We start from the raw sequence: 22,070 nt of genomic DNA on the forward strand, positions 1-22,070 counted from the left end.
GTTTATTCTGAAATTTCACGATTTGGCAGACTTTCTTCTAGTTGATAATCTTTTAAATCCGCCCACTTTCTTACCCAAGGCTGCTCGAAACGATACTCTTTAACCAATTGTGCCGCCGCATTCGAAGCTGACTTGCTACTACCGTAGTTGCCAACGAGGACAACCCAACGCTGCTTATGTTGTGCAACGCGAACGCCCTCAAGATGCTCAATACTCTTTAATGTTGCACGCAGGGTATCCAACTGAGCAACACTGGCAATCTGTATTGTGTAACCTTTGAGCGGCTTTTGCGTATCCAAGCCCGCTTTAGCTACCGGCTTATCGGCCTTTGCAGCATCAATGGTTGCGGGTTGAGTCTGAGCCGCTTTAGCTTGTGGTTCAGTATCCTCAGGCGGCTTATCCTCACCAAAAGACTTGCTACTCACTTCACCCACACTCACTAAGGCAGCATCGTCAGGCATGGGATGTGGCGCTTCACCGTGGAATTCACTTAAGGGATCGACGGCTTGTTCAGTTTTGGCTTCTTCTGCCGTCTCTATTTCAATAACTTTCGCAGTCTCCGCGGCGAGCTTCAGTTGCTCAGCGCGCAGCGTAAAATACGGCGTTAAGACTTTTTGCCCGTAGGACAAAAAGGCGGGTGAATCTATCGCAGGATAAGTCGCAGCCTCTAAGGCTTGCTCCTCAGAAAAAGGCTGAGTAACGCCAAACCAAATACCTAAGGCGAGTAACATACTCACTGCAGTCACCATCACAGCTTTATATTTCACCAAGGAAGATGTCTTCTCAGGCGCGCTATGCAAGGCTTTATCTAATAAATTAACCACTTCCTGCGGCGTACCGGTTTGCTTCTCAAGCTGACTGCGCACAATTTCCCTTGGCGTAAAAGGATTTTGTTCGCTGTATCTCAGTAGCGTTTGATACAAGGCCTCACGCTCAGGCATGGTTAACGGCTCAATACTGATAGGCAATATTTGCCGCCGTAGTTGCTCCGGTAATTGTGGCAATAGGTCTGCTAAAAATGCCGGTGGAACCGTGAGTGTGACAGCGATATTCTTACCCGCACACTGAATTTGATTGAGAATAATGCACTCAGCCCATAATGCCTTAGGCAATAAATGCGCATCATCGATAATGATATGTAAGGGTTTAGTTTGCGTGCTCGCAAGCCGCAACAGGGTATCGGCAAGGGGAATATCGTCGTCAAAAATAGGGGATGAAATTAACTGGACCAGAATTTTACGGCGGATCTCAGCGTTATCGGCATGCATAGGACAAATCACAAATGCCGCATTTGACTCGTCAAAATCGGTCGCTAATCCGGTCACTAAGGTGGTTTTGCCTGAACCGCTGACACCAGAAAGCACCAGTAGCTGATCGCTATAACTGGCAACATGATGCATTCTTTGTATGAGGGCTTCCTGAGAAGGAAGCAAGACAGAACCTTGAAACGTCACTCGCCCACCACACAGTTTTTATGCGCAGCGAATAACCTGTTCAAGGGTAGATTCTGTGACTTGACTAAACACATCCGCGCGGCCTATTGCCGTTGGGAGCACCAGTCGAATCTGACCGCCTAAAACTTTTTTATCGCGTCGCATATGTTGAATGAAACTGTCGAAATCCATAGATTCCGGCGCACTCACTGGAAGATCAAAAGCTTGTAGTAACTGTATGATACGACAAACTATTGACTCATCGATAAGCCCCAGTGCCTTAGCTGTTTGAGCAGCAAGGACTGTGCCAGCTGACACGGCTTCACCATGCAACCAATTACCGTAGCCCATTTCGGCTTCAATCGCATGACCAAAGGTATGACCTAGATTCAATAAAGCACGTACACCCTGCTCAGTTTCGTCTTGGCTAACCACATCGGCCTTAATCTCACAGCAACGGGAGATAGCATAAACCAATGCTTGGGCATCTAAGGTTTTTAGTGCCGTTACATTATCTTCAAGCCATTGAAAAAAATCAGCATCCCACATGATGCCATACTTGATGACTTCCGCCATTCCCGCCGCAAACTCGCGCGCTGGAAGCGTATGTAAACATAAAGTATCGATAAGCACGATTTGTGGCTGATAAAAGGCCCCAATCATGTTTTTACCAAGAGGATGGTTAACAGCCGTTTTACCGCCGACGGAAGAATCCACCTGCGACAATAGGGTTGTCGGAATTTGAATAAAATCGATCCCACGTTGATAACATGCCGCGGCAAAGCCCGTCATATCACCAATTACGCCGCCACCCAAAGCCACCAGCACAGAATCTCGACCATAGTTTTGCTGCAGCAATGCAGTAAAAATTGTATCTAGATGCGCTAAGTCTTTGAATTGTTCGCCATCGGGGAGGATAACACTCTCTACCTCACCAAACGAAGCCATCGTCTCTTGTATCTGTTTAAGATACAAAGGCGCGACAGTTTCATTGGTGACGATAAGAATACGTTTTTTAAGCAGGTAGCGAGACAAGGTCTCGCCATCACTCATCAAATTCTGGCCAATGTAAATGGGATAACTACGTACACCTAAATCAACCTGAATTTGCTTCATAAATTCTGCCTAAAAACCTAATTGCTCAATGATCTGATTGGCGACAATCTTTGCGCTTTGATCATCGGTTTTGACAATCACATCGGCAATTTCTTCGTACAATGGATTACGGATCTCTGCAAGATTCTCCAACACTTCTCGAGGATCATCCACTTGCAATAATGGGCGTCGCTTGTCTCTTTGAGTACGAGCGACCTGTTTGTCGATAGTGGTTTCCAGATAAACCACAATGCCACGAGCAGACAGATGATTACGGATATCTTTGCTTTGTACTGAACCACCACCGGTGGCAAGGACAATACCTTGTTTTTCAGACAAATCAGCAATAACCTGAGCTTCACGACGACGGAAGCCTTCTTCACCTTCGACGTCAAACACCCAAGCAATATCAGCGCCTGTGCGTTGCTCAATCTCTTGATCTGAATCGTGGAATTCTAAATGCAGCATTTGCGCCAGATGGCGACCAATTGTGCTTTTACCTGCGCCCATAGGGCCTACCAGAAAAATATTACGTTTTTCAGCCATTTCTTGTACGTCTGAATCTTATTGAAAAGTATGCCTATATCGACTCAAAATCAAGCCGACCTATATGTTACCTTGCTCTTATGAGACTTGACCGAGGATTATCTCAGCTTAGGGTCTACTATGGCAAGCCATGTGCGCTATTTATGCAAAGAATTGTATAACTGTAATAATAAAGCCAGCAATCACTGCTGGCTTTAGTCGATACATAGCAAGTGCTTAGATCTTCTCACCGACTATTTTTGGGGTAACGAAAATAAGTAGCTCTTGACGCTCATTTTTGTCTGTTGTGTTCCTAAACAGGAAACCGACCAGAGGAATGTCACCTAGAATTGGTACTTTACTCACACGGCTGATCAGATTTTGCTGATAAATACCGCCAAGCACTATAGTTTCACCGTTATTAACGAGCACTTGGGTGCCGATACGTTGAGTATCGATGGCAACTGCGGGACCCGTTGGAGTATCAACGGTTTTACCCTGAGAATCTTGAGTGATTTCTAAATCTAAAATGACTCGGTTATCAGGCGTAATTTGGGGTGTAACCCGTAGAGACAACACCGCCTTCTTAAACGTGACTGACGTTGCACCACTCGAAGTCGACTGCACATAAGGGATCTCGACACCTTGCTCAATATAAGCCGCCTTTTGGTTAGAGGTGGTGATACGAGGGCTAGCGATGATCTCACCTTTGTTTTCTTGCTCTAACGCACTTAATTCCAAATCAAGAATGGTACCGTCCGCCAATTTAGCGACATGAAAGGCAATACTCGCTGGATTGGTGGCTGCCGCGGGTAAGTTAACGTTCAAACGCTGATCGGGAGTGGGAATAATCCCATTGGCAATACTCTGTGCACCTTCTAATGTGCCAGAGGTTCCCTTGCTACCCTGCTGATCTGTGACGCCCCAACGAATACCTAAGTCTTCGGAGACATCATCTTTCACTGTCACCATGCGTGACTCGATCAACACTTGGCGGATGGGGATATCAAGCACTTCGACTAAACGGTGAATGTTCTCAATCGTTTCAGCCGTATCTTTCACTAACACTGTGTTAGTACGTTCATCGACCGCGACTGAACCGCGTGGTGAAAGTAAGCTTGAATCCGCGCTTTTCAATAACTCAGCAATATCGACTGCTTTAGCATAATTAATTTGCAAGTACTCAGAATAGAGCGGTGCTAACTCTTTAACCTCTTGTTTGTTTTTGAGGTTCTGGCTTTCACGAATTGCCAGTTCTTCGCTCGGCGCCACCATTAAGATGTTGCCTTCGATACGCTTATCTAATCCTTTGGTTTGCAAAATTAACTCTAAAGCTTGATCCCAAGGCACATCGTCCAATCTTAAGGTGATATTGCCTTCCACAGTATCGCTGGTGACTAAGTTAAAGTTGTTATAGTCGGCGATGATCTGCAACACAGTACGCACTGGGATATTTTGGAAGTTAAGCGATAAAGTTCGACCATTGTACTTTTTAACATCTTTCTTGGCGGCGGCCCTCTCGACTTTATTCATTGAGAGTCTAAAGAGGTTATCTTCTTGTTTGTAAGTGAATTCATACTCGCCAGCGATATCAACTAATATGCGCGTTGTTAAGTCTTCTTTAAAGGTCTCGAAACTTTTTACCGGTGTGGAGAAGTCTTTCACATCCATAACATACAGAAGATCGTTATTAATATCTGTGTTATATAACTTCACTTCGAGCTTAGCGCCCACTTGCTCGACATTAGCCGCAACCGAGCGATTATTTAGATAGACTAATAATTCACCGCCACCATTATCATTACGACGGAAATCGATATTTTTAATACTATTAACGAAAGGGTTTTCAGCTTGGGCTTGAGTGCCCGCCACCTCATCGTTAATTGTGAGTCGATATGAATTGCCCATGACAGAACCTTGGTAAGGTTTCACTTTGGACATACCTAAGATGACTTTAAGGTGAGTATCTTGTTGCTCAGTGGTGATGTCTGTCACCCCGACCTGGTTAATAGGTAAACGATCCTTAGATAAACCTGAGATACTATTATCGAAGGTCAGCACTAGCTCTGCGGGCGAGGCATTTGAGTCTATTGCAGGCGGAGTGACCGCATCTTCAAAGACCAGCTCTAGCTCCAATTGATGGTCAATCAAAGCATGGTATTTAACATCCATTAATCGATTTGCCGCAAAACTCGATGGCAAAATTCCAAATACCAGTGCGATCCCTATAACAGACTTGATTAAGCCTGAAGAAATTAACGGGACTTTTATCGCGGCAGAAGATTTCATTATTTCCTCATCCTTCGCTCGTTATTCTCCAGAAAGTTCTAAATTGCTTGTCCTTTCAGACCAACAACCAGAACCATCTGGAATTAATTCTACTACTTCAACATTTTGTGAAGTAACTTTAGAAATGCGTCCATTAAACAGACCTAAATACTCACCAGCTCCCATCCGATACACACTACCGTCATTTGTCTCGACTAACGCCCAAGTCGTATCAGCTTCACTTAAGGTGCCGCGCATTTTTAAATTATCTAAAGGATATGTTTCTAACCGCCCTTTTCGACGCTTTAAATCCGGTTGTAAACAATCTTTGCTGGTATCAACAACCTCTTCCGTTAATTCACGTGAAGGAGGAACAAAGGGACTACGCATTAACTCAGCTTGATAGGCAAAGTGCTCAAATCTCGGCGGTTCTTTTAAAGGTGGAATATGAGCAACGTGTTGAGCTTTGGTTGTAGTAACAAATAGCTCTAAATCACTGCGATCGCCAACACAACCCATTAAAAAAAGGCTCAAAGCTAATAGAGGTAAGAATTTCATTATTTCTTCCCCTTCTTAGCAGGCTTTTCTGGCGGTAATTCAGCCCCCTCTTTAAAGCGATAGGTCTTGGCTAAAATGTCCATTGCTAAGTTGCCAGCATCATCGCGCTTAATGGTAAAATCATGAAGGCTGACAATACGTGGCAGTTTTGCTACGCCACTCACCATATTACCTAGCTGATGATAATCGCCCGTCACGGACATTTTGATGGGAAACTCAATATAGAAATCCCGCTGAATTTCAGGCTCCCAATCTAAGCTCTTTATTCGAAGTCCTGCATCGGTCGCTACGAAGGTTAAATCGTCTAGCAAACCAGGCATTTCATTCTCAGAGGGCAGCATCTTCAGTAACTCGGCAAATTGCACTTCCATCGTTGCTAACTGCTCACGATAGAGTTTTAAATTTGCGGCAAGTTGATACTTATTCTTAAAGTCATCTCTGAGTTGTACTTCCTTATCTTGCTCTGCGGTATAAGTATCAACCGAATCTGAAACGACTAAGAAATAACCCGCAGCAAAAACACAAAGTGCTAATAGGACCGCGAAAAAACTTTTAACTTGGTTAGGCCAACCACCAATATTTTCAAAGTCGATATCATTAAACTGACTTAGATCGAGTTTCATTTACTCGCTCCTTTTGTCATTTTCTCAGGCTCACCCACATTCGCGCCTTTAATCGTGACTCTTAAACTGAATCGCTGTAATTGCCGTAATTCTTCATTTTGGGTCACGATCGATTGCATATTCGGATCGGTTAGCCATTCAGAGGTTTTTACCTTACGCATCATATTAGCAACGTTATTATTTGATTCGCTACGCCCTTCTATCAGTAACAAACTGCCCTTTTTCTCTAAGCTAGAAAGGTATATTCCAGGGGGCACTATTCGCACTAGCTCATCCAACACATGAGTAGGCAAATTACGGGATTGTTGTAAATTGAGAATAATTTCAGTGCGGCGCTCGATGTCTTTCTTGCGCTCGGTAATTTTCTTAATCTCAGAAATTTGTGTTTCGAGCAGGCCAATCTCAGATTGCAAATAACTATTACGCGCTTTTTGCTCATCAGTCATAACGTCCAATAGAGATACTGCCACATAGACTAAAATCGCCGACGCTAAAAATACCGCAGCTAAAATACCAATATAATCGCGCTTTTGTTTTTCTCTCGCCTCTTCTCGCCAAGGGAGTAGGTTTATGTTCGCCATTGACCGTAACTCCTCAATGCTAAGCCACAAGCAACCATATATTTGCTGATTGTAGGTTGCAGCATACTTTTAACCGACTCATCGGCGTGCAAACATCCTTGAAATGGATCGGCGATAATAGTGTGAACCCCTAATTCATTAGTCAGTAAGTTTGCCATACCTTCTAATTTAGATGTCCCACCACATAATACGAGATAGTCGACTTTATCTTTACCGCTTGAAGTACAATAGATTTGTAGCGTACGTTTTATTTGTTGTAATAGCTGAGTTTGGAAAGGTGACAAGACTTCAAACATATAATTTCGTGGTAGGTCGCCTTCAACTTTTGCTTTCTCAGCTTGATCGTAGGACATGCCATAGAAAGATAAAATTGACTGAGTAAATTGCTCACCACCGAAGGCTTGCTCGCGAATAAAAGTCGTCTCACCCGCTTCAACTACAGAGAAAGTGGTCATATTCGCGCCGATATCAACCATAGCAACGGCCTTATGTTTCGCCCCTTCGGGTAGTTGTGCCAGAATCAATTCGGCGGCGCGGCCTAAAGCATAACCCTCGACATCAACAACTTTGGCCTCAAGCTCTACGCTATCGAGCGCATCGACTCTGACATCAATGTTGTCAGTACGGCATGCGCTCAACAACACATCTACCTTGGTTGGATCTGTACTATTTACGCTGAGGGTTTCAAAATCTATGCTGACTTCATCGAGTGAATACGGAATAAGGTTGTCGGCTTCAATTTCTATCTGCGCCTCCATTTCTTCCTCGATCAGCGAAGCATCCATGTAGATCACTTTGGTCATCACAGCAGAGCCTGAAACACAAACCGCCGCATATTTAACCGATTTAGGTAAATTGCGTTTTATTTGCCTAAGGCATTCGACAACGGCATCAGCATCACGAATATCATGATCGTTAACGGCCCCCTTTTTAATGGGTACCGCCGCATGACTCAATATCTTGTATCCATCAGCAGTCTTGCTCAACAAAATGGCCTTAACTTCATGGGAACCTATGTCAATTCCCACCATCTGCGGAGCCTGACGCTTCCATAAATTTGAAAGCATATCCATTGTCACTTTTTTATTTATATTTCAGTAAAAGAGATTAGCACAAAATCAACTTGTTATACTTACTTGTATCGAATGTTTCATCATTTTACAAACGCTATTTTAAGCTTCTCACGTTTTTACTTCACCAAGAGGTGTACGCCTTATATACTGTCGCACTTAACGGAACATTAGGATAAATTTTGGTGAAGTGGTTAAAACGTATTGTTATAGCACTATTCAGTCTAGCCCTTTTGGGAGTAGGCGCCATTGTGGCAGCATACTTTTATGTTTTGCCGGATTTGCCGGATGTTTCAACACTAAAAAATGTGCAACTTCAAACACCTTTACGCATCTACAGCAGTGACGGCAAACTTATTTCACAATTTGGTGAGAAACGTCGCATTCCATTGAAGTTAGACGAAGTACCAAAACCCCTACTTCAGGCGTTTATCGCAACTGAAGATGCGCGTTTTTACGAGCATGGCGGTATAGATCCCGTTGGCGTACTTCGCGCCGCATTAGTGATGTTGACCACAGGTGAGAAAAAGCAAGGTGCCAGTACCATTACCATGCAGGTTGCGCGTAACTTCTTCTTAACCCGCGATAAAACCATTATTCGTAAAGTGAAGGAGATTTTTATCTCCTATCACATTGAAGAATTACTCACCAAAGACGAGATTTTAGAACTCTATGTGAACCGCATTTACTTAGGCCAACGCGCCTATGGTGTTGGTGCCGCTGCACAAGTTTATTTCGGTAAAGATGTTAAAGACCTTACACTCTCAGAAATGAGTATGATCGCAGGCTTACCCAAAGCGCCTTCGACACTCAACCCTGTGACCTCACTTTCTCGTGCCGTCGCTCGCCGTAATGTCGTCCTCATGCGGATGAATGAAGTAGGTTACATCAGCCAAGCTGAATACCAAGCCGCACTACAAGAACCGCTGGTCGCTAAATACCACGGCGCCGAAATTGATCTCTATGCCCCGTATATTTCAGAAATGGCACGGGATTATATGGTGCAGAAGTACGGTGAAGAAGAAGCCTATACCAATGGCTACAACGTCTACACGACCATTTCATCGGATATACAACTGAAAGCTCAGCAAGCATTACGTAATAACGTTTATGCCTATGATGAGCGTCATGGCTACCGTGGTCCTGCCGCCGTTCTGTGGACAGATGAAAAACCAGATCAAGCTCAAATCAAGGCTGAACTTGCTAAGGTGGCTTCAATTCAAGAACTGCAACCCGCAGCCGTCATCAGCGTGGCAGATCAACAAGCCAGTGTCATGACCGCCAAGGGCGAGACAAAAATCATTACTTGGGATGGTTTGAAGTGGGCGCGTAAATTTATTACCGATAAGCGTCAAGGCAGTGTACCTAAGTCAGCTTCTGACATGCTCAAGGTTGGTGAGCGTATTTGGATCCGTGATAACGGCCAATATTTGCAGTTATCGCAAGTACCAGAAGTTGCCAGCGCGACTGTGTCACTCGACCCACAAAATGGTGCGATTCGTTCTTTAGTCGGCGGATATAGCTTTAGCCAAAGCCAATACAACCGTGTCACTCAAGCAAAACGCCAATTAGGTTCGAATATCAAACCTTTCATCTATGCTGGCGCATTAGAGAAAGGCTTTACCTTAGCGACCCTCATCAACAATGCACCGATCAATAAACCCGATATCAGCCAAGGCACCGCATGGCGCCCTAAAAACTCGCCTGATATCTATGGCGGCCCAACCCGCTTACGTGTGGGCTTAGCGCAATCAATCAACGTGATGTCTGTGCGTGCAATGCGCCATGTTGGACTCGATGCCACCATTGCAGAATTGATTAAATTTGGTTTCGACCCTAATGACTTACCGCGTAACGAGTCGATTGCATTAGGTTCGTCTTCAGTAACGCCATTACAAGTGGTCACGGCATTTAACGTGTTTGCTAACGGCGGTTTCTTACTCGAACCTTTCTACATCGATCGCGTCGAAGATGCCTACGGTAATGTGATTGAAAAAGCGAATCCAACATTGGCCTGTAAGCCTAGCCAAAGTCTTAGCCAACCAATTACACCGAGCGATCCTATGGCGTTCAGTGTTAATGGAGACTCTAGTGCTGAATCGAGTGCACCTATTGCCCAGTGTTTCGAGCAAACGGGTCGCTTTGCGCCACAGATCATTTCAGAGCAAACGGCATTCCTCATCACCGAGGCGTTAAAGAGCGTGATCTGGGGTGGCGGTGATTGGAGTCACGGTACTGGTTGGCAAGGTACGGCTTGGCGTGCTGCAAGATTAATTAAACGCCATGATATTGCGGGTAAAACAGGTACAACCAACGAATCTCGCGATACGTGGTTCAGTGGATTTAGCCCTGTGCTCACCAGTACGTTCTGGGTCGGTTTCGACGATCACGGTCGACAACTGGGCAGAACTGCATGGAATGCCAGCGCAGAGAAAGATCAGATCACCGGCGCCGAAGCTGGCGCGAAAACGGCAGGTCCGGGTTGGAACGAGTTTATGAACAGTGTCTTACAAGGCACACCTGAAACTACATCGATTCCACCAGAAGGCATTGTATCGGTACGGATCGATTTAGCAACGGGTAAACTCACGCGTAAAACCGACTATACCAGCGCGTTCGAATACTTCATTTCGGGCACTGAGCCGAAGGAATACATCAGCGAAACTCAGGATGAGAATAACATCTTCATCGATGCGCCAACTGACGACCTATTCCAATAAACAACACATAGAAAGTCATTGCCTATACGGATAATGACCCAATAAAAAACGCGACTTAAAGTCGCGTTTTTTATTGGCTTGTTGATTTGAATAACTTGCCTTAGCGGGCTTTCTTAGCCGCGATCGCCTGCTGAATTTGCGGCAGAGCAGTCCCACCAAGCACATCGCGTTTCGCTAAACAGGCTTCAATGGTGAGGTTGGGATAAACGTCATCCTCAATGATGGCGGCAAAGGTTTTTAATTCGGCCAAGGAGAATTCCTCCAGCGGAATTTGCTTCGCTATAGCGGCAACAACCACTTCACCCACAACGTGGTGCGCCTCACGGAAAGGCATACCCTTAGAAACTAGATAATCAGCTAACTCAGTAGAGTTGGCATAACCTTGCTGCGCAGCTAACAGCGCATTAGGACGATTAACTTTCAGACCCGATAACACTAACGCCGCCATATCGAGGCAAATTGCCCAGCTATCAACTACGTCAAACAGGCCTTCTTTATCTTCCTGCATATCTTTGTTATACGCCAAAGGCAGCGCTTTCATGGTGGTGAGAATACCCACTAAACTGCCATAAACCCGGCCCGTTTTACCACGGATAAGCTCTAATGCATCAGGGTTTTTCTTCTGCGGCATCAGGGATGAACCCGAGGTCACTTCATCACTCAGAGAGATAAAGTTCGCTTCGCCCGAGTTAAAGAAAATCAAATCTTCGGCCATACGACTTAAATGCATCATGCTGATCGATGCCGTTGAACAAAGCTCTACTACGTGATCTCTATCTGACACACTGTCTAAACTATTGAGCGTCGGTGCGGCAAAATTCAGCGCGGCAGCCAGTGCATGTCGATCCATTTTATAGGCTGTGCCAGCAAGGGCACCCGAACCTAATGGACAGGTGTTAGCGCGGGTTAATGCATCGGCTAAACGGCTGATATCACGCTCATACATTTCCACATAAGCTAAACACCAGTGACCAAATGTCACAGGCTGGGCGCGCTGCAAGTGAGTGTAACCAGGCATTACCGCATCAAACTCACGTTCAGCCAACGCCAGCAATTCAGCATGTAAGCTTTGAAGGCGCACGAGTAATGCAGCCCCTTCGGATTGACACCAAAGCTTTAAATCGGTGGCAACTTGATCGTTACGGCTACGGCCGGTGTGCAATTTCTTACCGAGATCGCCCACTTTGGCAATCAAGGCCGACTCGACGAAACTGTGAATATCTTCAGCGCCCGACGCGAGAATAATCGCTGGATCGCCATTCACTTCCACTAGCAAATCATTGAGTGCTTTTTTCAAGTCGCTGCATTCAGTGGCTGTGATAATACCCACGCTAGCAATCGCATCAGCCCAAGCGATAGAGCCGACCACATCCTGTTCGAACAGGCGATAATCCACGGGTAGCGAATCGTTGAATAATTTGAATAGCGCGCTCGTTTCGCCCTGAAACCTTCCACCCCATAAAGCCATGCTAACTCCCCTTACTCACTGCTGATTTGAAATCGACTCATCTAAATCAAAAAATTTGATCAAAACCTAGAAACAAAAAAGGGCGCTAGGCGCCCTTTTAAACGACCTATTACTTAGACTTAACATCATTAGCGTTGAGTGCGCGGATGCGGCTCGCTAATGAGTACAGGCGGATAAAGCCTTCTGCATGTTTTTGATCGTACACCTGATCTTCACCAAAGGTGGCAAACGCTTCGGAGTACAAGCTGTTAGGTGAACGTTTCTTCACTGCCGTTGCTTGGCCTTTGTAGAGTTTAACCACTACTTCACCGTTAACTGATTCTGCCAGTGACTCAGATGCTGCCAGCAGTGACTTACACAGTGGCGTGAACCAACGGCCGTCATACACTAAATGCGCCATTTGTGCGGCAACTTGCTCACGCCAGTTACGGCTAGTTTTGTCGAGTACAAGCTCTTCAATCGCACGCAGTGCTGCGAACATCACAGTGCCGCCGGGAGTTTCGTAACAGCCACGAGACTTCATGCCCACTAAACGGTTTTCTGTGATGTCGATACGACCCACACCGTGTGGCGCAGCAATCGCGTTTAATGTCATCAGCGCAGCATAAGGCGTTAGGGCTTCACCATTCACTTTAGTGATACGGCCATGTTCTACTTCTAGCGACACATATTCAGGCTTGTTCGGTGCATCTTCAGGATCGGCGGTCAGAGTCCACACACCTTTGCTTGGCTCGTTCCATGGATCTTCTAACTCACCACCTTCATGGGAAATATGGAAAGCGTTGGCATCACGGCTATAGATTTTAGTCGCTGACGCTGACGTCTTAATGTCACGTTCGGCTAAATAGGCCAGCAGATCTTCACGGCTCTGCATGGTCCATTCACGCCATGGTGCAATCACTTTTAAATCAGGCGCTAATGCAGCGAAGCAACCTTCGAAACGTACTTGATCGTTCCCTTTACCGGTACAACCGTGGCACAGAGCATCGGCGCCCACTTTACGAGCCACTTCAACCTGCGCTTTGGCAATGATAGGACGCGCCATTGAAGTACCAAGTAAATAAGTGCCTTCGTAAATCGCACCGCTCGCAATCGTTGGGTAGATATACTCTTTAACGAATTCTTCTTTCAGATCGACGATATGACACTCAGACGCACCCGAAGCTAAGGCTTTTTCAGTCAAGCCAACCAGCTCTTCTTCGCCTTGGCCAACGTCGGCGCAGAATGCGATGATTTCGCAGTTATCGTAGTTTTCTTTTAACCAAGGAATAATGGCCGAGGTATCTAGACCACCTGAATAGGCTAAAACCACTTTTTTCACACCAGTATTTTTTATCTCGATAGACATCTTAAATTCCTATGACTCATTTCTCACCTAGGAGAAAACAGGCTGCTAAACAGGGTTAATTTAACTAAATAAGGTTACCAGTACCGCATTTTGGGCATGCATCCGATTTTCGGCTTGTTGCAGAATTAAGGAGCCTGCACCGTCCATCACTTCATCAGTTACTTCTACACCACGGTGGGCGGGCAAACAATGCATAAAGAAGTTAGCGCCCGCTTTCGCCATCAAGGCTTTGTTTACTTGGTATGGTGCAAACTTCGCTTTGATATCCGCCAGCGGCGTTGGATCGCCCATTGAAATCCAAGTATCGGTATAAATCGCATCGTGACCTTCAATCGCATCGATATCTGAAGTCAGTACCAGCTTACCGCCATATCGCTTAGCAAGCTCTTGCACTTCTGCCACTACGTAGCCATCAGGAAAGTGACCCGCTGGGCAGATCACTGTCATGGTAGCACCGAGAATAGCCGCACAGTACATCAGCGAGTTAGTGACATTATTACCATCACCAACATAAGCTAATTTGGCTTTGCTGACATCCTCAAACTGCTCGGCCAGTGTTAAAAAGTCGGCTAATGCTTGGCAAGGATGATAAAGATCCGACAAGGCATTAATCACGGGCACTGTGCCACACTCGGCTAATTGCTCAATGGTGGTGTGCGAATAGGTTCTCGCTACAATCGCATCGGCCCAACAAGACAGGTTAGCAGCAAAGTCAGCAACCGATTCCCGTTGACCTAGCGCACCATTTTGTTGGTCTAGGTATAAACAGTGGCCACCGAGCTTATTAATACCAATATCAAAGCTAACGCGTGTTCTGAGCGAGGGCTTTTCAAATAACATCACCACACTCTTACCATCCAGCGCGTGGCGATACTCAGCCGGATTGGCTTTGATCGTTTTTGCCAAGGCAATCAGATCGAGTAACTGCTGCTGGGTTAACTCTTTTATCGATAGTAAATGCTTCATAACCTACTCCACTTATGGTTGGATTTGTGTTCCTACGGCTTCACCTTTTGCTAATGCGATTAATTGGCTTGCATCACGCCACGAGGCAACTTGAACCGCCTGCCCCATCCACTGTGCAACTTCGAGCGCAGCTTCAACTTTGACCTTCATTCCCTTTTCGATCACACCTTGTTTAACAAGGTCTGCTATCTGCTTGCCATTTAAACTATGGATGAGTTGGCCTTTACCATCGAGCACACCAGACACATCCGACAGCAGCACTAATTTGCCGCCCACTAATTTGGCTAAGGCCGTCGCAGCTTGATCAGCATTGACGTTAAGCATTTGGCCATCGTCCATCATGGCGATAGAGCTACAAATCGGCATCCAACCTTGGGCGAGGATAAACTTAAGATAAGCGCCATCTTTTGGTGTCACTTCACCTACTAGGCCTAAACGTTCATCTTTAATCTTTGCCGATACAGTATTGCCATCGGCGAGGCTCATACCCACACTCACAATCCCAGCTTTAGTGGCTGCGCCTTGGAGGATCTTGTTCGAAGTGCCCGCAAGTGCGCCGGCAATAATCGGCATTTGCTCAGGAGGAGTCACACGTAAACCTTCTAACTTGACGGTTTCCATACCGTTTGCCGCTAACTGTTCATCCACCAAACAGCCACCGCCATGCACCATCAACACTTGCTGACCATTGGCTAACATAGCCGCAGCCGTATCCATTAACCGCGCCATCCCCATTTCACACTGCAGCAGCGCGCCACCAACTTTAAGAACTAATACTGAGTTGTTTGTAGACATCTTGACGACTCTCTTAAATAAGGATGAACAATTAAAGGTTAAAATGAATCTTTATGCATTGCAGCGCTTGGCTGGCAGCACCTTTCATCAAATTATCGATTGCACTGGCGACCACTAAGTAACCGCTATTCTCATCAAACTTCCAACCTAAGTGGCAGTTAGGTGTCAGCACCACATCGTCCACTTTAGGGAACTGATTGTGCTTCACAGTGACCAATGGCGCCTGGTCATATACGCTATAGGCCGCTGCCACATCGGCAGTCGTAGTGCCTGGTTTTAGCTGCACGGTAATAGTTGCTAAAATGCCACGCTTAAAGTTGCCAAGATGCGGGGTAAATATCACTTCTTGACCAAGCTGAGTGGCGATCTCGGGTTGATGTCTGTGGCCTAATACGCCATAAGGTGTCAGGCTTACTTCACAAAAACTGGTGTGTAACTGCGCCTTACGGCCCGCACCCGTTACGCCGCTTACGGCATTGATCACCGGATAAGCCGATGTCAGTAAACTCGCCAGCGGTTTTAACGCTGTAAGTGATGCGGTTGGATAACAACCTGGCACGGCGATCATCTTAGTCGCCGCGATTTCTTTAGCATTCCATTCGGCAAGTCCGTACACAGCTTTGGCTAAAACTTCAGGATATTCATGCTCAAAGCCATACCACTTAGGATATTGCGCCACATCGCTAAAACGATAAGCACCGCTTAAATCGAATACCGCTAACCCTTGGCTATAAAACCAAGCGGCTAAATGTAAGCTCACTGAATGCTCAGTCGCGAGCACCACGGCATCAGCTTCGGCAACGATTTTTGCCTTAGCGTCATCGGACAATGGCGACAGCGTTAGTCTGATATGGCTATAGCTAGGGTACAAATCCGCTAAAGGCTTACCTTTATCTAAACTGTTTTCAGAAACATACAAACCCTGAATCGTCAGATCTGCTTCTGCATGGATTAAAGCGGTCAGTTGTGCGCCTGTGTAACCACTGGCACCAATAATGGCGATATTTTTCATGTGTTGTTGTCTTATTAACCGAATCAAAGAAACTTAAAGAATAGATGAATAGCGTACACGCAACTGCGCGTATCTATGATGACAAGATTATCGTCGCAGGAAATCGTAATTGGTTGTTATTTTATTCACTGTCAGGTTAATGCTCTGAATCATGATATTTACTCTACAGGTCACAGGGGGTGACTCATCTCAACTGCAGGCTAGACTACCACAAAGATCTACTTATGCAATATATGTGAATATATATTTTTAATTTATTTTTATATTTCTTACTGAAATGCAGATCTCGCCCGCCTATCATCCGTTCAGCTAACTCGTTAATAACTCAGTTATCTAGGGTTAATTTCCGCCAAAATCAGTCCTTTTTATTAACAGCTAAGATACATGCCTGCAAAGCCTAAAATGATGCACTTCATATTCACTTACGCTAATCATCACAAAATATTGCGTAGCTTCGCATTTATATTGAATATTCCTCAACGATCATTGCGATTAGTTGCATATTAGATAAGCCAGTCGTATAAGTTATAAGTTCTTCTGTTGACCATTGCCCCAAGTGATAGGTATTGTGCTAACGGGCTAAATGCAATGCGGAATTTTCATGTTTTTCTATTCGGAGTAACTATGGTTGTAACCAAGGCAGACAATATGACCGATATGTATGCGTCATTAAGATCGAACGTGAGTATGTTAGGACAAATCCTCGGTGACACTATGCGCACCCACCTCGGGGACTCTTTTCTCGAGAAGGTTGAACAGATCCGTAAACTTGCTAAAGATTCACGCCGGGGCGATCAAGCCGCTAGAGAGCAAATGCTCGAGTTACTCACCGCCCTGCCAGACGAAGAATTAGTTCCGTTTGCAAAGGCATTTAACCAGTTCCTCAACTTAGCTAATTTATCTGAACAATTTCATACCATTAGCCGCAACTGCGACGAACTCGTCTGCGTGCCTGATCCCGTGGAACAACTCCTAGGCCGCATGTTAAATGGCCGTGTAGACCAAACGAAAATGCTCGACTGCCTTAAGACACTGGATATCGATCTAGTGCTGACAGCGCATCCCACAGAAATTTCACGTCGCACCTTGATCCAAAAGTACGCCGCCATTGTCGACTGCTTAACTGAGCAAGAAAACGACCAATTATCGGATAGAGAACGTCAGCAAATCAGTCTGCGCCTACGCCAATTAATCGCGCAAATCTGGCACACCAATGAGATCCGCCGTGAACGCCCAACGCCTGTTGATGAAGCCCGCTGGGGATTATCGACCATCGAAGAGTCACTCTGGCATGCGGTGCCAGACTTCTTAAGACAGCTTAACGACCAAGTGCAACAACGCACGGGTCAACAATTACCGATTGATATCGCGCCAGTGCGTTTTTCAAGCTGGATGGGCGGCGATCGCGACGGCAACCCCTTTGTTACCGCGAAAGTCACCCAAGAGGTGCTCGATCGCAACCGCCATGCCGCCGCCAGATTATTCTTAAAAGACATAGTCCTATTGGTTGGCGAGCTGTCGATGGAAGAAGCCAATGATGAGTTAAAGGCTTACACCAACAATAGCTGCGAGCCATACCGCCACGTGTTGCGATCTATTCGTCAAAGACTGCGTGACACCATAGATTATTTAAATGCACGCATCGAAGGCCACAATCCTGAAGTCGATAAGTCGAGCCTGATTTGGCAAGAAAGCGATCTCAAAGCGCCGTTAGAAATGCTTTATAAGAGTTTGACCGACTGCGGTATGCGCTTAATCGCTAACGGTTTATTGCTTGATATTCTCCGTCGTCTCGCCTGTTTTGGCATTCACATGCTCAGACTCGATATTCGCCAAGACGCCAGCCGTCACAGCGATGTGCTCGCCGAATTAACTCGCTATCTCGGCATGGGTGATTTCAACCATTGGGATGAAACCGAGAAACAAGCCTTCCTATTACGCGAACTCAGCAACCGTCGTCCGCTGATCCCAAGTAACTGGCAGCCGTCAGCCGATGTGGCCGAAGTGCTTAATACCTGTCGTTTGATCGCAAAACATCCGGCTAAGGCACTCGGATCCTATGTGATCTCGATGGCGGGTAAGCCATCGGATGTCTTAACGGTTTTACTGTTACTCAAAGAAACGGGCTGTTCGCACCCAATGCGCGTGGTGCCGCTGTTTGAAACCCTAAGCGACTTAAACAACGCCGCTGCCTGTATTACCGATTTACTCGATATCGACTGGTATCGTGGTTATACCAAGGGCATGCAAGAAGTGATGATTGGCTACTCTGACTCTGCTAAAGATGCCGGCGTAATGGCGGCGGCTTGGGCTCAGTATCACGCTCAAGAGCAGTTAGTGGCCGTCTGTAAACAAGCGGGCGTCAAGCTCACACTATTCCATGGCCGCGGCGGCAGCATTGGTCGCGGCGGCGGTCCTGCACACAAAGCGATTCTATCCCAACCTCCGGGGTCGGTAGATGGCCGTATTCGTGTCACTGAGCAAGGCGAAATGATCCGCTTCAAGTTTGGCTTGCCAAAACTCGCGGTTCAAAGCTTAGCCTTGTATACCTCTGCCGTATTGGAAGCAACCCTGTTACCACCGCCAGAGCCTAAACAAGAATGGCGCGATTGCATGCAACGTATTGCAGAAGAATCCGTGGGTGCATACCGTGGCATAGTGCGTGATGAACCTGATTTTGTGGCTTATTTCCGCGCGGCAACGCCAGAAGTGGAATTAGGAAAACTGCCACTCGGCAGCCGCCCAGCTAAACGTCGTGTCGATGGCGGGATTGAAAGCCTACGAGCTATTCCATGGATTTTTGCTTGGTCGCAAAACCGTTTGATGTTACCTGCATGGCTTGGCGCAGGTGAAGCGCTACAAGCCGCCTGTGAACGCGGTGAAATGGGCTTATTACAAGAGATGGAACGGGAATGGCCCTTCTTCAGCACTCGCATTTCAATGCTAGAAATGGTCTACGCCAAGGCGGAACCTAATTTAGCCCGCTACTACGAAACCTGTTTAGTACCGAAAGACTTGCATCACTTAGGCGAAACCTTGCGCCAACGCTTAGATCTGGGCATTAAAGTCGTGCTTGAACTGACAAAATCAGATAGCTTAATGGCGCATACGCCGTGGAATCGCGAGTCAGTAAAACTGCGAAATCCGTATATCGATCCATTAAACTTCTTACAAACCGAGCTATTAGCGCGGACACGTAAGGAAACAACCGAAACTCCCGCGTCTGAACATGTGCAGCTAGCGCTAATGCTGACTATTGCAGGTGTGGCAGCGGGAATGAGAAACACTGGTTAATGAAAAAACTTTCCCGCACGATTTGCTTGGGACTGACTGTACTACTTGGCGGCTGCGTCTCGCAGTACAGTATCAGCGAGCACGAAATGGAGCAGTACCTCAGTAAAGAGATCCATTTTGAGATTAAACAAGGCAATCAATTAGTTGGCGCAGAAGTGCGCATTAACGACATCAGTGTCAGGCTAGGTGCAAAACCTGACACTATGAGCGTAAGTGCTGCAACTCAAGTATCAATTAAGAATCCGATCTTTCCATTGAGTGCCAAACTCACGACGACTTTTGAGGCCAAGCCTTGGTATGACAGCGCAACGCACAGTGTCTATCTGCGCCAGCTCGAATTAGTTAAAGTGGAGTCAACACCAAAAGATATTGAAAAAGCGATCAGCAGTGCCACACCGCAGGTGATGGGTTATCTAAGACAATTCTTAGAAAACCAGCCTGTGTATGTGCTTGATACTAAGGACAGTAACCAAGCACTAATGGCAAAAATGACCGAAAGCATTCAAGTTGTCCCTGGCAAATTAGTGCTTAAGTTCACTAAATAACTGATTTTTTGTGGATCATCCGCCATAAAAAATGCTCCCTCGGGAGCATTTTTGTTAATAGGTTTAAACTGACGTAAACCGATAAATATTAAAGCTTGTATAATCTTTAAGCTTATATAATCATTAAGCTTGTATAAAAAGTTACTTACTGAATCGACCAATAGACTGATAATCAACAATCACGGCTTCAGCTAAAAGCTCACGTCTTAACATATCGTAAGCCACCGCAGCACTTAAACTACGCACCAGATCCCGCGAACGTCGTGGCAGTTTAATCATCTGGCTATAAACACCGCCGCGAGTTGCTAAGGCAATCGCCACAGTGCCCACAGGCTTCTCGTCTGTGCCACCATCGGGTCCCGCAATACCACTGGTTGCCAGCGCATAGTCACTGTCCAATATTTGCCTTGCCCCCTTTGCCATTTCTTCTACAGTCGCAATGGAGACAGCGCCATGATCATCTAAGGTTGAAGGATTTACACCTAACACGCGCACTTTAGATTCATTACTGTAAGTCACTAATCCGTGCTGCAAGTATGATGAACTACCAGGGAAATCAACTAACTGACTGGTGATCATGCCGCCAGTGCAGGATTCTGCAACACTTAAGGTCAAGCCGGAGTTGAGTAACTTATAATGAATTTCTTCGGCAAGTGTGGCTTTATCTTCCGCGACAACCGCAGTGCCCAGCACCATTTTGATATGCCCAGCGACCCGAGGTAATACCGCAATCGCCTTCTCGCCACGGGCAAAAATCTTAATCTCAATATGCGGCATAGAAGAACGGTAACCAATAGTAATGCCTTCTGGCAGCTCTAATGGCTCTAACTTATCCGCCAACGCCGACTCACCTTGGCCTATCGTTAATAATTTCTTTAATGCGACCTTGGAATCAAGATTAAACTCATCGCGAATAAAAGGCACAAACTGCTCTGTAACCATGTGCTTAAGCTCGAAAGGCACGCCCGGTGTAAAGAATAACCACGCGCGGTTAAGCTTAACTCTAAAGCCACAGGCGGTTCCCACAGGGTTATCAACCATCACAGCCGAGGCTGGCAGCATAGCTTGCTTGAGATTACTTAAAGGCATTTCACGGTTATTACGAGTAAACCACTCCTCTAAACGCTCACGCCATTCCACATTCTCAACCAATGGTTCGCCCTTAGCCTTCGCCATCGCTAAAGCTGACATATCATCACTCGTCGGCCCGAGGCCACCATTAACGAGAATAACATCGGCATGTAAGCTACGTTCTTGGAAAACTGCAATCAAATCCTCGAGGCGATCGCCGACAGTCACTCGACGCTGGATCTCGACACCATGCTCCATCATAGTACTGGCAAACCAAGCGGCATTGGTATCAACAATCTGCCCCGCCAACACCTCTTCCCCAGTACAAATCATCTCTAACTTCATCTCAGATCCTTATCTACCCCAACAAATTAAAGCATAAGGTAAGTAACCGCTTAACTAATAGCAATAGTTAGGCGCGATCTAGAACTCAGATCGCTGTAGCGAAATCGAAGCATTGTCAGAATAACTGCTGAAATAAAAGCCAAGCGGCACGGATTATTAATGTCGTGGAGCGTGAAAGAAGGTAATTGTAGAGAGAAAATTGAAGAGAAACTAATAAATTGAGGACAAACTAGGCTGAAATTAACAAATTCTAGACGCAAAAAAGCCAGCTTATTCAGCTGGCTTCGTTACATCTCAATGAGATAATTAGGCGCTTGGCGATGACCTACTCTCACATGGGGAGACCCCACACT

Annotated in this window: 17 protein-coding genes; 3 read left to right on the forward strand and 14 right to left on the reverse strand. The window is 46.0% G+C overall.

Translation table 11 applies throughout. The features are described from left to right. Positions 1 to 2: 2 nt before the first annotated feature. From BM607_RS20300 to BM607_RS20335, 8 genes are all read right to left on the reverse strand, one after another. Positions 3 to 1,454, reverse strand: coding sequence for an AAA family ATPase (locus tag BM607_RS20300; RefSeq protein ID WP_012197749.1), 1,452 nt, complete (start codon positions 1,452 to 1,454; stop codon positions 3 to 5). Positions 1,455 to 1,472: 18 nt separating this feature from the next. Beyond that, positions 1,473 to 2,549 (reverse strand): 3-dehydroquinate synthase, encoded by a 1,077-nt coding sequence (aroB, locus tag BM607_RS20305; RefSeq protein WP_006084509.1) that lies wholly within the window; start codon positions 2,547 to 2,549, stop codon positions 1,473 to 1,475. Between the two features lie 9 nt (positions 2,550 to 2,558). Continuing rightward, a complete protein-coding gene (gene aroK, locus BM607_RS20310; protein WP_006083542.1) occupies positions 2,559 to 3,074 on the reverse strand; it encodes a shikimate kinase AroK in 516 nt (171 codons plus the stop codon). A gap of 216 nt (positions 3,075 to 3,290) precedes the next feature. After that, positions 3,291 to 5,342, reverse strand: coding sequence for a type IV pilus secretin PilQ family protein (locus BM607_RS20315; protein ID WP_071940653.1), 2,052 nt, complete (start codon positions 5,340 to 5,342; stop codon positions 3,291 to 3,293). Between the two features lie 21 nt (positions 5,343 to 5,363). Further along, entirely contained in the window at positions 5,364 to 5,879 is a 516-nt protein-coding gene (locus tag BM607_RS20320; RefSeq protein WP_071940654.1) for a pilus assembly protein PilP, read from the reverse strand. After that, entirely contained in the window at positions 5,879 to 6,502 is a 624-nt protein-coding gene (locus BM607_RS20325; protein WP_063884614.1) for a type 4a pilus biogenesis protein PilO, read from the reverse strand. Before BM607_RS20325 ends, BM607_RS20320 begins: the two co-directional genes overlap by 1 nt. Further along, positions 6,499 to 7,083: a PilN domain-containing protein gene (locus tag BM607_RS20330; RefSeq protein ID WP_006083546.1), complete on the reverse strand. Its 585-nt coding sequence runs from the start codon at positions 7,081 to 7,083 to the stop codon at positions 6,499 to 6,501. The genes BM607_RS20325 and BM607_RS20330 overlap by 4 nt, the downstream gene beginning before the upstream one ends. Next, positions 7,071 to 8,150 (reverse strand): pilus assembly protein PilM, encoded by a 1,080-nt coding sequence (locus BM607_RS20335; RefSeq protein ID WP_071940661.1) that lies wholly within the window; start codon positions 8,148 to 8,150, stop codon positions 7,071 to 7,073. The genes BM607_RS20330 and BM607_RS20335 overlap by 13 nt, the downstream gene beginning before the upstream one ends. A gap of 188 nt (positions 8,151 to 8,338) precedes the next feature. Between BM607_RS20335 and BM607_RS20340 the strand changes: the two genes are divergently transcribed. After that, positions 8,339 to 10,873, forward strand: a complete 2,535-nt coding sequence (locus BM607_RS20340) for a PBP1A family penicillin-binding protein (RefSeq protein WP_071940655.1) — start codon at positions 8,339 to 8,341, stop codon at positions 10,871 to 10,873. Between the two features lie 100 nt (positions 10,874 to 10,973). On the opposite strand, the gene argH is transcribed toward BM607_RS20340, so the two are convergent. The 5 genes from argH to argC form a co-directional block, all read right to left on the reverse strand. Beyond that, positions 10,974 to 12,341, reverse strand: coding sequence for an argininosuccinate lyase (gene argH, locus BM607_RS20345; protein ID WP_006083549.1), 1,368 nt, complete (start codon positions 12,339 to 12,341; stop codon positions 10,974 to 10,976). A gap of 109 nt (positions 12,342 to 12,450) precedes the next feature. Beyond that, on the reverse strand, positions 12,451 to 13,689 hold the full coding sequence (locus tag BM607_RS20350; protein WP_006083550.1) for an argininosuccinate synthase: 1,239 nt from the start codon (positions 13,687 to 13,689) through the stop codon (positions 12,451 to 12,453). 60 nt (positions 13,690 to 13,749) lie between these two features. Next, complete coding sequence (locus tag BM607_RS20355; RefSeq protein ID WP_006083551.1) at positions 13,750 to 14,655, reverse strand: ornithine carbamoyltransferase; 906 nt, start codon at positions 14,653 to 14,655, stop codon at positions 13,750 to 13,752. Positions 14,656 to 14,667: 12 nt separating this feature from the next. After that, entirely contained in the window at positions 14,668 to 15,450 is a 783-nt protein-coding gene (gene argB / locus BM607_RS20360) for an acetylglutamate kinase (RefSeq protein WP_011848138.1), read from the reverse strand. A 31-nt stretch (positions 15,451 to 15,481) separates the two neighbouring features. Beyond that, positions 15,482 to 16,462, reverse strand: coding sequence for an N-acetyl-gamma-glutamyl-phosphate reductase (argC, locus tag BM607_RS20365; RefSeq protein WP_071940656.1), 981 nt, complete (start codon positions 16,460 to 16,462; stop codon positions 15,482 to 15,484). 624 nt (positions 16,463 to 17,086) lie between these two features. Here argC and ppc point away from each other — a divergent pair. Both ppc and BM607_RS20375 read left to right on the forward strand, forming a co-directional pair. Then, positions 17,087 to 19,756 carry a phosphoenolpyruvate carboxylase gene (ppc, locus tag BM607_RS20370; RefSeq protein WP_006084518.1) on the forward strand — a complete coding sequence of 890 codons (2,670 nt, stop codon included), beginning with the start codon at positions 17,087 to 17,089 and terminating at the stop codon, positions 19,754 to 19,756. After that, positions 19,756 to 20,301, forward strand: coding sequence for a DUF1439 domain-containing protein (locus BM607_RS20375; protein ID WP_071940657.1), 546 nt, complete (start codon positions 19,756 to 19,758; stop codon positions 20,299 to 20,301). The genes ppc and BM607_RS20375 overlap by 1 nt, the downstream gene beginning before the upstream one ends. Before the next feature lie 141 nt (positions 20,302 to 20,442). Here the strand turns inward: BM607_RS20375 and BM607_RS20380 are convergent, their stop codons facing one another. Continuing rightward, on the reverse strand, positions 20,443 to 21,717 hold the full coding sequence (locus BM607_RS20380) for a CinA family nicotinamide mononucleotide deamidase-related protein (RefSeq protein WP_071940658.1): 1,275 nt from the start codon (positions 21,715 to 21,717) through the stop codon (positions 20,443 to 20,445). Positions 21,718 to 22,070 lie beyond the last annotated feature (353 nt).

The organism is Shewanella sp. SACH, assembly GCF_001887095.2.
GTDB classification, from domain to species: domain Bacteria; phylum Pseudomonadota; class Gammaproteobacteria; order Enterobacterales; family Shewanellaceae; genus Shewanella; species Shewanella baltica.